The following is a 14,716-nucleotide window of genomic DNA, read 5'->3' as shown; positions in this document are numbered from 1 at the left end:
CCGTATCTGCCGTTCGCCTGGAACGGGGTGTCGGTCCACGCGGTCGGCGCCACCACCCTGCGCGTCAGAGCGACCAGAAACGCCACCGCCAACGTCGGGAGCGTCGGCATCACGCTGAACATCGCCGACGGCAGCGGTGCACCCGTGGCCGACATCGAGGCGCTCACGCTTCGGGCCCTGTCCACGGCCGGCCTGGGCAACACCGCCGGGCAGAACCTGTACCGGCTCGAGTGGAGTGCGGCTCCGGCCGTTTCCGCCGCCGCGGAGGCGCCCGAGTGGGTGGTCGCCGATTCGCTGGACGGTGAGATCGCGGAGTGCGTGCTGGTCGAGGTTCCGGCCGGGGTGCACCAGGCGCTGGGCCTGGTGCGGGAGTGGCTGGCCGAGGAGCGGTTCGCCTCCTCGCGGCTGGTGCTCGTGACCCGGGGCGCGGTGGCGGTCGCCGAGGTCGAGGACGCGGACCCGGCGCAGGCCGCGGTCTGGGGTCTGGTGCGGGCGGCGCAGGCGGAACAGCCCGGCCGGTTCGTGCTGCTGGACGTGGAGGCCGGGCCGCTGGACCCGAGAACGGTCGGTCAGGCCCTCGCCTCGGGCGAGGCGCAGGTCGCGGTCCGGTCGGGCGCGCTGTGGTCGCCGCGCCTGGCACGCGCGGCCGTACCGGAGTGCGAGCGGCTGGAGTTCGGGCCGGAGTCCACGGTGCTGGTCACCGGCGGCACCGGCGGCCTGGGCGCGCTGGTGGCCAGACACCTGGCCGCCACCTACCAGGTCAAGCATCTGCTGCTGGCCAGCCGGCGCGGCGAGCAGGCCCCGGGCGTCACCGACCTGGTGGCCGAGCTGACCGAGCTCGGCGCCACGGTCACGGTCGCGGCCTGCGACGTCGGTGACCGGGACGCGCTGGAGCAACTGATCGCGGCCATCCCCGTCCAGCACCCGCTGAGCGGCGTGGTGCACGCGGCCGGCGTCCTCGACGACGGCGTGATCACCGCGCTCACCCCCGAGCGGCTGGAGCGGGTCATGCGGCCCAAGGCCGGCGCGGCCTGGCACCTGCACGAACTTACCCGGCATCTCGACCTGTCCGCGTTCGTCCTCTTCTCCTCCCTCTCCGGGGTGCTCGGCGGGGCCGGCCAGAGCAACTACGCCGCGGCCAACGCCTTCCTCGACGCCCTGGCCGAGCACCGCAGGTCACAGGGACTGGCGGGCACCTCGCTGGCCTGGGGCCTGTGGGAGAGCGGGGGCATGGCGGACGACCTCACCGAGGCCGACATACGCCGCATGGAGCGCATGGGCCTGAAGCCGTTGCCGGTGGCGGACGGGCTGGCCCTGTTCGACGCCGGCCTGAACCACGACCTCCCGGCGCTGGTCGCCGCCCGGTTCGTCCAGGCCAGAACCACGGCCCGTACGGCGATGCCCCGGGCGGGCGCCCTGCACGGGCTCACCGAACGGCTGGCCGCGATGGAGCCCGCGGAGCGCCAGGCGGCACTGTCGGACCTCGTCCGCGGCCAGGCGGCCATGGTCCTCGGCTTCGCCGACGCCTCGGCGATCGAGCCCCAGCGCCAGTTCCAGGACCTGGGCTTCGACTCCCTCACCGCGGTCGAGTTCAGGAACAGGCTCAGCACCGTCACCGGGCTCCGGCTGCCGGCCACGCTGGTCTTCGACTATCCCACCTCGATCGAGCTGATCGAGTATCTGGTGGACCACTTCGACGGGGCGGAGGACGAGGAGGCGCAGACCCTGCGGCTCTTCGCCGAGATCGAAAAGATCGAGAACACCGTGACCGGGCTGGCGGAGGAGAGCGTCGCCCGCAACCGGCTGGTCGCCCGCCTCAAGGACTTCCTGACGGGCCTCAACGGCTTCGGCGCGGCCGACCAATTCGAGACGGCCACCGACGACGAGATGTTCGCCTTCATCGACAACGAGCTTGAAGTCTCCTGACCTGTGCGCTTCTGCTGAGAAGGAATACCCGAGATGGCAAACGAAGACAAGCTCAGGGACTACCTGAAGCGGGTTACAGCCGACCTCCAGCAAACTCGTCGGCAGCTGCACGAGATCGAGGGCCGCGACCACGAGCCCATCGCGATCATCGGCATGAGCTGCCGCTACCCGGGCGGGGCCACCTCGCCCGAGGAGCTGTGGCAGCTGGTCGCCGAGGGCGGTGACGGGATCTCCGAGTTCCCCGCCGACCGCGGCTGGCGCGAGGACCTCTACCACCCCGACCCGGACAACCCGGGCACGACCACTTCCAGGCACGGCGGTTTCCTCTACGACGCCGCCGAGTTCGACGCGGGATTCTTCTCCATCTCCCCGCGCGAGGCCATAGGGACCGACCCGCAGCAGCGGCTGTTCCTGGAGACGTGCTGGGAGACCTTCGAGCACGCGGGCATCGACCCGGTGTCGGTCCGCGGCAGCCGTACCGGGGTCTACGCCGGGGTCATGTACCACGACTACTTCCGCGCGGAGGCGCTCGGCAGTGTCACCTCGGGCCGGGTCGCCTACGCCCTGGACCTGGAGGGCCCGGCCGTCTCCGTCGACACGGCGTGCTCCTCGTCGCTGGTCGCGCTGCACCTGGCGGTGCACGCCCTGCGCAGGGGCGAGTGCTCGCTGGCACTGGCCGGCGGCGTCACGGTGATGGCGACCCCGAACACGTTCATCGAGTTCTCCCAGCAGCGGGGCCTGGCCAGCGACGGCAGGTGCAAGTCGTTCGCCGGCGCGGCCAACGGCACCGGCTGGGGCGAGGGCGTGGGCGTGCTGCTGCTCGAACGCCTCTCGGACGCCACGGCGAACGGGCACAACGTGCTCGCGGTCATCCGTGGCAGCGCGGTCAACCAGGACGGCGCCAGCAACGGGCTGTCGGCCCCGAACGGTCCCTCCCAGGTCCGGGTGATCAGGGAGGCGCTGGCCGACGCCGGCCTGTCGCCCTCACAGGTCGACGCGGTGGAGGGCCACGGGACCGGCACCACCCTGGGCGACCCCATCGAGGCGCAGGCGCTCATCACCGCCTACGGCCAGGACCGGGCCCCCGGCAGGCCGCTCTGGCTGGGCTCGCTGAAGTCGAACATCGGTCACACCCAGGCCGCCGCCGGCGTCGGCGGCGTCATCAAGATGGTGATGGCCCTGCGGAACGGCGTGCTGCCTCAGACGCTGCACGTGGACGAGCCGACCGAGCACGTGGACTGGTCGGCCGGCGCCGTGGAGCTGCTCACCGAGGCCCGTCCCTGGAAGCGTCACGACGCGCCGCGCCGGGCGGCCGTCTCGGCCTTCGGGTTCAGCGGCACCAACGCCCACATGATCATCGAGGAGACGCCCGTCCAGCCCGACGAGGCCGAGCCGGAGAGGCTGCCGCTCCCGCTGGTGCCCTGGGTGGTCTCCGCCAAGGACGAGCAGGCGCTCGCGGCGCAGGCCGGCCGGCTCCACACGTGGGCGGTCGCGCACGACGACCTGCCGATCGAGGACATCGGCTGGTCCCTGGCGACCGGCCGGGCCGTGCTGGACCGGCGCGCGGTGGTCGTCGGAGCGGACCGGGCCGAGCTCCTGGCCGGGCTCCAGGCCCTCGCGGAGAACGCGGCCCTGCCGGGAACCGTCACGGGAACCGGGACGGGCGGGCAGCTCGCCTTCCTGTTCGCGGGCCAGGGCAGCCAGCGGGTGGGCATGGGGGCGTCCCTCTCGGCGGCGTTCCCGGTGTTCGCCGACGCGCTGGAGGAGGTCTGCAAGGTCCTGGACCCGATGCTGCCGCACCCGGTGCGCGAGGCGATGTTCTCCGGTCCGGAAGAGGTGCTGGCCGAGACGGGGATGACCCAGCCGGCGCTGTTCGCCTTCGAGGTCGCCCTGTACCGGCTTCTCACCTCGCTCGGCGTCACCCCGGAGGTGCTGGTCGGCCACTCGGTCGGGGAGATCGCCGCCGCCCACGTGGCCGGGGTGCTCTCGCTGCCCGACGCCTGCACGCTGGTCTCCGAGCGGGCGCGGCTCATGCAGGCGCTTCCGGCAGGTGGGGCGATGCTGGCGATCGCCGCCCCCGAGGCCGAGGTGCTGCCGCTGCTGGAGGGGCGCGACGTCGGCATCGCGGCGGTCAACGGCCCGGAGGCCGTGGTGATCTCCGGCGGTGAGGCCGCGATAGAGGAGATCGCCTCCCTGGTGAACGCCCGCACCCGCAGGCTTCGCGTCTCGCACGCCTTCCACTCTCCGCTGATCGAGCCGATGCTGGCCGAGTTCCGCCAGGTCGCCCGGTCGCTGACCTACCACGAGCCGACGGTGCCGATCATCTCCGACGTCACCGGCAGGCGCGCCCAGGCGGGACAGCTGACCGACCCCGGCTACTGGGTGAACCACGTACGGCAGGCGGTCCGCTTCTCCGACGCCGTCACCACCGCCCGCACCGGCGGCGCCACGGTGTTCGTCGAGATCGGCCCCGACGCCGTCCTGACCAGCCTGGCCAGGCAGATCCTCGACGGCGACGACGCCGTCGCCTTCGTGCCGACCGCGCGCAAGGACCGCGACGAGGCGCGAGCCTTCGTCGAGGCCCTCGGCCACCTGCACGGCAGGGGCGTCGTCGTCGGCTGGGACGCCTACTTCGCCGACGCCTGCCCCCGGCGCGTCGACCTGCCCACCTACGCCTTCCAGCGCAAGCGCTTCTGGTTCATGCCGGGAAGCGCCGCGCCCGAGCAGGCGGCCGACGCCGTCGACCCCGAGTTCTGGTCGGCCGTGGAGCGCGAGGACGTGGCCGCGCTCGCCGCGACGCTGAACATCGAGGACGGCTCGCCGCTGGCCGCGGTGCTGCCCGCGCTGTCGTCCTGGCGGCGCAGCAGGCGCGAGCAGGGCGTGCTGGACTCGTGGCGCTACCACGTGACGTGGGAACCCGTCACCCTGCCGGACGCCAGGCCCTCCGCGCTGTCCGGCACCTGGCTGATCGCGGTCCCGGCGGCGCGTGCCGCCGACGCCTCGGTGCTCTCCGTCGCCGAGGCCCTCGAGCGGCACGGAGCCAGGACCGAAGTGATCGGGCTGGGCGACGACTTCGGCGGCGAGACGCTGCCGTACGGCGACATCGCGCCCGCGGGCGTCCTCTCCCTGCACTGCGACCTGGCCCTGACCCTCTCGCTGATTCAGGCCACGGACGGCCTGAACGCGCCGCTGTGGATCGGCACCGACGGCGGCGAGAGCGTGAGCCGCGTCGACTTCGTCCGCGACCCCGAGCAGGGGGCGGTGGCCGGCCTGGGCCGCGTGCTCGCCCTGGAGCACCCCGGCCGGCCGGGCGGCACCGTCGACCTGCCGGAGACCCTCGACACGCGCGTCCTCAACCGCCTGGTGAGCGTGCTCGCCGGAGCCGGGGAGGAGGACCAGCTGGCCGTCCGCGCCTCCGGGATCTTCACCAGGAGGCTGACCAGGGCGCCCAGGCGGCGGACGGGCCCGGCCGGACGCTGGCAGGCGCGCGGCACCGCCCTGATCACCGGAGGCACCGGCGGCCTGGGCGCGCACGTGGCGCGCCGGCTCGCCCGCGGCGGCGTCGAGCACCTGCTCCTCACCAGCAGGCGCGGCGCGGACGCCCCCGGCGTCACGGAGCTCGTGGCCGAACTCGAAGGGCTGGGCGCGCGGGTCACGGTCGCCAAATGCGACGTGGCCGACCGCGCCGCGCTCGCCGCCCTGGTCGGCGAGGTCGAGGCGGGCGGCGACACCATCCGGTCGGTCTTCCACACCGCGGGTGTCCCGCACATCCAGCCGTTACTCGACCTCGGCCGCGACGAGCTGGCCGAGGCCACCCAGGCCAAGATCACCGGCGCGGCCCACCTGGACGAGCTCTTCGCCGGCCCGCTCGACGCCTTCGTGCTGTTCTCCTCCGGTGCCGGTGTCTGGGGCGGCTCCCACAACGGGGCCTACGCCGCGGGCAACGCGTTCCTCGACGCGCTCGCCGCCCACCGCCGCGCCCGAGGCCTTCCCGGGACGGCGATCGCCTGGGGCTTCTGGGACGCCGCGGGCGGCGGGATGACCACGCTGCTCGGCGAGGACGACGCCCGCAGAAGCGGCGTCCGCTACATGGACCCGCTCACGGCCGTCGAGGGACTCTGGCAGGTACTGGACGACGACGAGACCACCCTTGTGATCGCGGACATCGACTGGCCGCGTTTCGCCCCGCTCTTCGCCATCGCCCGCAGGCGCCCCCTGCTGGAGGGCGTCCCCGAGGCCGTCGCGGTGCTCGAGACCGGCGGCGAGACCGGCGCGGGCGCCGGGGAGGTGTCCGAGCTGGGCGCCCAGCTGGTCCGGCTCAGCCCGCAGGACCAGACCCGCCTCCTGGTGGCCCAGGTCCGCAAGGAGGTGGCGGGCGTGCTCGGCTACGCGGACCCGTCAGAGGTCGGCGTCGACCGGGCCTTCCGCGACCTCGGCTTCGACTCCGTCACGGCCGTCGAGCTGCGCGGCAAGCTCAACCTCGCCTTGGGCATCCGCCTGCCGGCCACCGTGGTCTTCGACTACCCGAACGTGAAGGCGCTCGCGGAGCTGGCCAGGACCGAGATCCTGGGCGTGCAGGAGGACGTCGCGACCGCCGGGAGGGATCGCGGCGACGTGTCCGACGACCCGATCGTGATCGTCGGGATGAGCTGCCGCACCCCGGGCGGGGTGAACGGCCCCGACGACCTCTGGCGGCTGGTCGCCGAGGGCGAGGACGCCATCTCCCGGCTGCCCGACAACCGGGGCTGGGACGTCGAGGGGATCTACGACCCGGACCCGGAGGCGGTCTTCGCCTCGTACACGCAGGACGGCGGTTTCGTGCTCGGCGCGGGCGAGTTCGACCCCGAGTTCTTCGGGATCTCGCCGCGTGAGGCCCTCGCGATGGACCCGCAGCAGCGGCTGCTGCTCGAAGCCTCCTGGGAGGCGATCGAGCACGGCCGCATCGACCCCGGCTCGCTGCGCGGCAGCCGGACCGGCGTGTTCGTGGGCGCGGCCTACGAGGAGTACGGCCGCCACTCCGACCAGGTGCCGCTGGAGTCCATCGGGCACCTGGTCACCGGCACGCTGAGCAGCATCGCCTCCGGTCGCGTCGCGTACGCGATGGGGCTCGAGGGGCCCGCGGTCACGGTCGACACGGCGTGCTCGTCGTCGCTGGTGGCGCTGCACCTGGCGGTGCAGGCGCTGCGCAACGGCGACTGCGACCTGGCCTTGGCGGGTGGTGTCACGGTGATGTGCACCCCGCTCGGCTTCATCGGCTTCAGCCTGCAGGGCGCGCTCGCCAGGGACGGCCGGTGCAAGTCCTTCGCCGGCTCGGCGGACGGCTTCGGACTGTCGGAGGGCGTCGGCATGCTCCTGGTCGAGCGGCTGTCGGACGCGCGCCGCAACGGCCACCCGGTCCTGGCGGTGATCCGCGGGTCGGCGATCAACCAGGACGGCGCGAGCAACGGCCTGACCGCGCCGAACGGTCCCTCGCAGCAGCGGGTGATCCGCCAGGCGCTGGCCAACGCGGGCCTGTCGCCGGCGGACGTGGACGCGGTCGAGGCGCACGGCACGGGCACCACCCTCGGCGACCCGATCGAGGCGCAGGCGCTGCTCGCCACGTACGGTCAGGACCGGCCCGAGGACCGGCCGCTGTGGCTCGGCTCGGTGAAGTCGAACATCGGCCACACCCAGTCGGCGGCCGGCGTGGCCGGGGTCATCAAGATGGTGATGGCCCTGCGGCACGGCGTGCTGCCGAAGACGCTGCACGTGGACGAGCCGAGCCCGCACGTGGACTGGTCGGCCGGCAGCGTGGAACTGCTGACCGAGGCCGTCACCTGGCCGGACAGCGGGCGCGAGCGCCGCGCCGCCGTCTCGTCGTTCGGCATCAGCGGCACGAACGCGCACGTGGTGCTGGAGGAGGCCCCCGCCCAGAAGGACGAGGCGCAGGCGCCCTCTGAGCTGCCCGCGCTTCCCGCGGTGCCGTGGGTGCTGTCGGGGCGGAACGCCCAGGCCCTGCGCGACCAGGCCGGACGGCTGGCGCGGGCGGTCGCCGGATCCGAGGCGCGCCCGGAGGACGTGGCCCACTCGCTGGCCGTCTCCAGGTCCGCGTTCGACCACCGCGCGGTGGTCGTGGGCACGGACCGCGACGAACTGCTCGCCGGGCTGCACGGGCTCGCGGACGGCGCCGCCGTCACCGGGGTGGTCGAGGGCACACCAGGCTCGGGCGGCAAGACGGTGTTCGTCTTCCCGGGCCAGGGGTCGCAGTGGCCGGGGATGGGTGTCGAGCTGCTGGACTCCTCCGCGGTGTTCGCGGCGCGGATGGCGGAGTGCGAGGCGGCGCTGTCGGAGTTCGTGGACTGGTCGCTGACCGGGGTGCTGCGGGCCGAGGAAGGCCAGCCGGGCTTCGACCGGGTGGACGTGGTCCAGCCGGTGCTGTGGGCGATGATGGTCTCGCTCGCCCAGCTGTGGCAGTCACTCGGGGTCGAGCCGACGGCGGTGGTGGGCCACTCCCAGGGAGAGATCGCCGCCGCGGTGGTCGCCGGCGTGTTGTCGCTGGAGGACGGCGCCCGGGTGGTGGCGTTGCGCAGCCGGGCGATCGTGGCGCTGGCCGGCCGGGGCGGGATGGTCTCCGTCGCGCTGCCGTCGGCCGAGGCGGCCGAGCGGCTGGACCGCTGGGACGACCGGGTGTCGATCGCCGCGATCAACGGCCCGGCCTCCACGGTGGTCTCCGGTGACGTGGACGCGCTGGAGGAGCTGCTCGCCGACTGCGAGGCGGCCGGGGTGCGGGCCAAGCGGATCGAGGTGGACTACGCCTCGCACTCGGCGCATGTCACCGCGATCGAGGACGAGCTCGCCACGCTGCTGGCGCCGGTCGCGCCGCGTACCGGCCACACGCCGTTCTTCTCCACCGTGACCGCCGGCTGGATCGAAGGCGCCGAGCTCGACGCCGGGTACTGGTACACCAACCTGCGCCGACCGGTCCAGCTGGAGCCGTCGGTGCGCGCGCTGATGGAGCAGGGACACGGCGTGTTCGTGGAGTGCAGCGCCCACCCCGTGCTGACCATGGCCGTCCAGGAGACGGCCGACGCGGCCGACCACGACGTCACGGCCATCGGCACCCTGCGGCGCAACGAGGGCGGCCAGCGCCGGATGTGGTCCAGCGCGGCCGAGCTGTGGGTGCGCGGCGGCGACGTCGACTGGGAGCGGGCCATCGCCCCCGCCCGGCCGAGCGTCGTCGACCTGCCCACCTACGCCTTCCAGCACCAGCACTTCTGGCTCGAGGAGCGCACCGCCACCGCCGGTGACGTCGGCGCCGCGGGCCTGGGCGCGGCGGGCCACCCCATGCTCGGCGCGGCCGTGTCACTGGCCGGCGCGGAGGGCGTCCTGCTCACCGGCAGGCTCTCGCTGAGGACGCACCCGTGGCTCGCCGACCACGCGGTCAACGGGCAGGCGATCCTGCCGGGAACCTCCTTCGTCGAGCTCGCGCTGCGCGCCGGTGACGAGGTCGGCTGCGACCTCGTCGACGAGCTCACCATCCAGGCGCCGCTCACCCTGCCGGAGCGGGGCGCGGTCCAGCTGCAGCTCGCCGTCGGCGCGCCCGACGACGAGGGACGGCGCACGCTCGCCGTCCACGCGCGGCCCGACCGCGGGCTGTCCGACGACCCGTGGACCTGCCACGCCGTCGGCGTCCTCGCGACCGGCGCCGCGCAGCGACCGGTCCAGGACACCGCCGCCTGGCCGCCCGAGGGCGCCGAGGCCATCGACGTGTCCGGCATGTACGGCTGGCTGGCCGAGGCCGGTCTCGGCTACGGCCCCACCTTCCAGGGACTGCACGCCGTCTGGCAGCGTGGCGAGGAGGTCTTCGCCGAGGTCGCCCTGCCGGAGGGCACCGACACCGGCGGGTTCGGCCTCCACCCCGCGCTCCTCGACGCGGCGCTGCACTCGATCGCGCTGCACGCGACCGGCGCGCAGGCCGGGCCGCAGATGCCGTTCGCCTGGACCGGCGTGCGGCTGCACGCCACCGGGGCCACCTCGATCCGCGCCCGGCTGTCGATCCGGGAGGCCGGCCGCGTGGCGCTCACCGTCACCGACCAGGCGGGCGCCCCGGTCGCCGACGTGGCGGCCCTGCTGCTGCGCCCGCTGCCCGCCGCGGGCACCGTCCCGGCCGCCGGTACGGCACGCGACTCGCTCTACGCCCTCGACTGGGTGCCCGTCCCGGCGGGAGAGGCGCCGGCCGGGCAGCGGTGGGCCGCCGTCGGCGACGCGGCCGGCCTGTCCCGCGCCGGGATCGACGCCGCGCGCCACGACAGCCTGGCCGCGCTCCTCGCGACGGAACAGGTGCCCGACCTGGTGTGCGTGTCGCTGGACGGCGGGCCCGCGGGCGCGCTGGCCGCGGCCGTCGCCGACCGTACCTGCGAGGTGCTCGACCTGCTGCGGACCTGGCTGGCCGAGGAGCGCTTCCCGTCCTCGCGGCTGGTCCTCATCACCCACGGCGCCGTCGCCGCGACCGGCCACGACGAGGTCGCGGACCTGCGCAACGCCGCCGTCTGGGGACTGGCCAGGTCGGCGCAGTCGGAGAACCCCGACCGGCTGATCCTGCTCGACCTGGACGGCCACCCGGACTCCTACCGGGCGCTGCCGGCCGTACTGGCCGGCGGGGAGAACCAGCTCGCGCTCCGCGAGGGGACGGCGTACGTGCCCAGGCTGGCTCGCGCCGGATCCGGGCGCGGCACCGCGCTGGTCCCGCCCGCCGGGACCGGCAACTGGCGGCTGGACGTGAACGGCCGTGGCACGGTCGACAACCTGACGCTGCTGCCGGCGGACAACCCGCCCCTGGCCCCCGGCGAGGTCAGGATCGCCACCCGGGCGATGGGGCTGAACTTCCGCGACGTGCTGATCGCCCTGGACATGTACCCCGGCGACGCCCCCATGGGCGGGGAGGGCGCGGGCGTCGTCACCGAGGTCGCCGACGACGTCACCACGCTGGCGGTGGGCGACCGGGTGATGGGCATCGTCGACGGTTTCGCCCGGCTGGCCGTCGCCGACCACCGGCTGCTCGTCCGCATCCCCGAGGGGTGGACGTTCACCGAGGCGGCGTCCGTGCCGATCGCCTTCGTCACCGCCTACCACGCGCTCGTGGACCTGGCCGATCTCCGCGCCGGCGAGTCGCTGCTGGTGCACGCCGCCGCCGGCGGTGTCGGGACGGCCGCCGTGCAGCTCGCCCACCACCTGGGGGCCGAGGTCTACGGCACCGCCAGCGAGGGCAAGTGGGACGCGGTGCACGCGCTGGGCGTCCCCCGCGAGCGGATCGCCTCCTCGCGGACGCTGGAGTTCGCGCGGACCTTCGGCGCCGGGGTGGACGTGGTGCTCAACTCCCTCGCCGGCGAGTTCGTCGACGCCTCGCTCGGGCTGCTGCGTCCCGGCGGGCGGTTCATCGAGATGGGCAAGACGGACGTGCGGGATCCGGCCGCGGTGCTCCCCGCGCGCTACCAGGACTTCGACCTCACCCGGCTCGACACGGCGCGCACCGGCGAGATCCTCGCCACGATCGTCGCGCTGTTCGAGCGGGACGCGCTCCGGCTGCCGCCGATCCGCGACTGGGACGTCCGCCGGGCCGGCGACGCGTTCCGGCACGTCGCCCAGGCCCGCCACATCGGCAAGGTCGTGCTGACCATGCCGGCAGAGCTCGACGGCGAGGGCACCGTGCTCGTCGTCGGCGGCACCGGCGCGCTCGGCGCGCTCGCGGCCAGACGGCTGGTCACCGAGCACGGGGTGCGGCACCTGGTCCTGGCCGGCCGCCGCGGCCCCGAGGCCGCCGGCGCCGCCGCGCTGGAGGAGGAGCTGACCGGGCTGGGCGCCACCGTACGGATCGTCGCGTGCGACGCGGCCGACCGGGACGCCCTGGCGGCGCTGCTCGCGGAGATCCCCGCCGAGCACCCGCTGACCGGCGTCCTCAGCACGGCGGGCGTGCTGGACGACGGGATGATCTCCTCGCTCACCCCGGAGCGCGTCGAGGCCGTGCTGCGGCCGAAGGTCACCGCGGCCGTCAACCTGCACGAGCTCACCGCCGGGCTCGGCCTGGCACGGTTCGTGCTGTACTCGGGCGCGGCCGGCGTGTTCGGCAGCCCCGGCCAGGGCAACTACGCGGCGGCCAACGCCTTCCTGGACGCGCTCGCCCAGCACCGCCGGGCACGCGGGCAGGCGGCGACGTCGCTGGCCTGGGGCCTGTGGTCGCCGCGGAGCGGCAGTGGGATGACCGGCCACCTGGACGAGGCCGACATCGGCAGGCTGAACAGGTCCGGGATGGGCGCGCTCGACCTGGACCAGGGCCTCGACCTGTTCGACCTGGCCATGGGCGCGGACCAGGCGGCACTCGTGCCCATGCGGCTCGATCTCGCCACGCTGCGCGCGGGCGCGGCGGCCGGCTTCGGGCACCCGCTGCTGCGCGGCCTGGTGCGGACCACGGCCCGCCGCGTCGTGGCGGCCGAGTCGCAGGAGGCCGAGTCCCTCACCGACCGGCTGGCGGCCCTTCCCGAGGCCGACCGGACGCCGATGCTGCTGGACCTGGTGCGGAGCCACGTGGCCGCGGTGCTCGGCTTCGCCGGGTCCGAGGTGGTGGAGCCCGGCCGGGCGTTCAAGGAGATCGGCTTCGACTCGCTGACCGCGGTGGAGCTGCGCAACCGCCTCAAGACCGCCACCGGGCTGCGGCTCCCCGCCTCGCTGGTCTTCGACTACCCCAACCCCGCCGCGCTGGCCGGGCACCTGCTGGAGGAGATCGCGCCACCGGCGCACAGCGCGGACCAGCAGATCCTGGCCGAACTCGACCGGATCGAGGCCAGGCTGGCCGTCGTCGCGGCCGAGTGCGCGACCTCCGAGGACATCACGGCCCGGCTGGAGCAGCTGCTCTTCTCCTGGAAGGAGAGACGGCCGGACTCCGGACCGGCGGAGGAGGACGTGGCGGGCCGGCTGGCCGACGCGACGGCGGACGAGATTCTCAACTTCATCGACAACGAGCTCGGCATCTCCTGAGCAGGCGTAGTAGCGAGAGAGGAAGGCAGATGGCAACAGAAGCACAGCTCGTCGAGTACCTGAAGCGAGTGACGACCGAGCTTCACGACAGCAAGAAGCGCCTGCACGCGGCCGAGGAGAAGGACCACGAGCCCATCGCCATCGTCGGCATCGGATGCCGCTACCCGGGAGAGGTCGAGAGCCCGGAGGACCTGTGGCGGGTCGTGGCCGACAGGACCGACGCCATCTCGAATTTCCCCGAGGGGCGCGGCTGGGACCTGGAGACGCTCTACAACCCCGACCCCGACGCGTTCGGCACCTCGTACGTCGCCGAGGGCGGGTTCGTGCACGACATCACCGAGTTCGACCCCGGCTTCTTCGGGATCAGCCCGCGTGAGGCCGTCGCGATGGACCCGCAGCAGCGGCTGCTGCTGGAGACCTCGTGGGAGGCGATCGAGCGGGCCGGCATCGACCCGGCCACCCTGCACGGCAGCAGGACCGGCGTGTTCGTGGGCGCCAACAGCCCCGAGTTCCTCACGATGATGACGCAGGCGCCGCCGGAGCTGCAGGGCTACATGATGACCGGCGTCGCCACCAGCGTGGTCTCCGGCCGCATCTCCTACACCCTGGGACTGGAGGGCCCGGCCGTCACCATCGACACCGCCTGCTCGTCGTCCCTGGTCGCGCTCCATCTCGCGGTGCGCGCGCTGCGCAACGGCGACTGCACGATGGCGCTGGCCGGAGCGGTGACCGTGCTGGCGACCCCCGGCACGTTCGTCGGCTTCAGCCGGGTGCGCGCGCTGGCCAGGGACGGGCGTTCCAAGGCGTTCTCCAACGCCGCCGACGGCATGGCGCTCGCCGAGGGCGCCGGCGTGCTCCTGGTCGAGCGGCTGTCGGACGCGCGCCGCAACGGCCACCCGGTCCTGGCGGTGATCCGCGGGTCGGCGATCAACCAGGACGGCGCGAGCAACGGGCTGACCGCGCCGAACGGTCCCTCGCAGCAGCGGGTGATCCGCCAAGCGCTGGCCGACGCCAGGCTCGCGCCCGTCCAGGTCGACGTCGTCGAGGCGCACGGCACGGGTACCGCGCTCGGCGACCCGATCGAGGCGCAGGCCATCCTGGCCACGTACGGCCAGGACCGGCCCGAGGACCGGCCGCTGTGGCTCGGCTCGGTGAAGTCGAACATCGGCCACGCCCAGGCCGCCGCGGGCGCCGCCGGGGTCATCAAGATGGTGATGGCCCTGCGCAACGGCGTCATGCCCGCCACCCTGCACGCCGAGGAGCCCTCCGAGCAGATCGACTGGACGGCGGGCGACGTGGAGCTCCTGAAGGAGGCCCGTCCCTGGCCGGCCGGCGCGGAACCGCGCAGGGCGGGCGTGTCCTCGTTCGGCATGAGCGGCACCAACGCGCACGTGATCATCGAGGAGGCCCCCGCCCAGGAGGCGGTCGAGGCCGAGGCGCCCGCCGAGGCGCCGGTGGCGCCGTGGGTGCTGTCGGCGAAGACGAGCGAGGCGCTCCGGGCACAGGCCGGGCGGCTGGCGGCGTGGACGGCCGAGCGCGGCGAGCTGGGTCTGGCCGACGTGGCGCACTCGCTGGCGGTGTCGCGGTCGGCCTTCGAGCGCCGGGCCGTGGTGGTGGGGGACCGGGCCGAGCTGACGGCGACCCTGGAGCGGTTCGCCTCCGGCACGGTGTCGGGCGCCGTCGAGGGAGCGGCGGGAACCACGGGTAAGACGGTGTTCGTCTTTCCCGGTCAGGGGTCGCAGTGGCTGGGGATGGGGGTTGAGCTGCTGGAGTCGTCGGC

Annotated in this window: 3 protein-coding genes; all 3 read left to right on the top strand. The window is 74.2% G+C overall.

Features of this window, described 5'->3' with window-relative positions; all coding sequences use genetic code 11:
- A partial coding sequence (locus tag ACVCAG_RS45405) for an SDR family NAD(P)-dependent oxidoreductase (protein ID WP_440089812.1) occupies positions 1 to 1,926 on the top strand: 1,926 nt, incomplete at its 5' end.
- A 33-nt stretch (positions 1,927 to 1,959) separates the two neighbouring features.
- Complete coding sequence (locus ACVCAG_RS45400; protein ID WP_447191651.1) at positions 1,960 to 12,936, top strand: type I polyketide synthase; 10,977 nt, start codon at positions 1,960 to 1,962, stop codon at positions 12,934 to 12,936.
- A 29-nt stretch (positions 12,937 to 12,965) separates the two neighbouring features.
- Positions 12,966 to 14,716, top strand: a 1,751-nt coding sequence (locus tag ACVCAG_RS45395) for a type I polyketide synthase (protein ID WP_447191650.1), incomplete at its 3' end; no start/stop codon positions are given.

The organism is Streptosporangium sp. G12 (assembly GCF_052983175.1).
Note: the sequence above shows the minus strand (reverse complement) of the source record. Positions and strands in the feature narration are given on the sequence as shown.

What these genes read in the sequence shown, in the direction of transcription:
- ACVCAG_RS45400 (WP_447191651.1), top strand. Translation starts at nt 1,960, where the DNA reads ATGGCAAACGAAGACAAGCTCAGGGACTACCTGAAGCGGGTTACAGCC.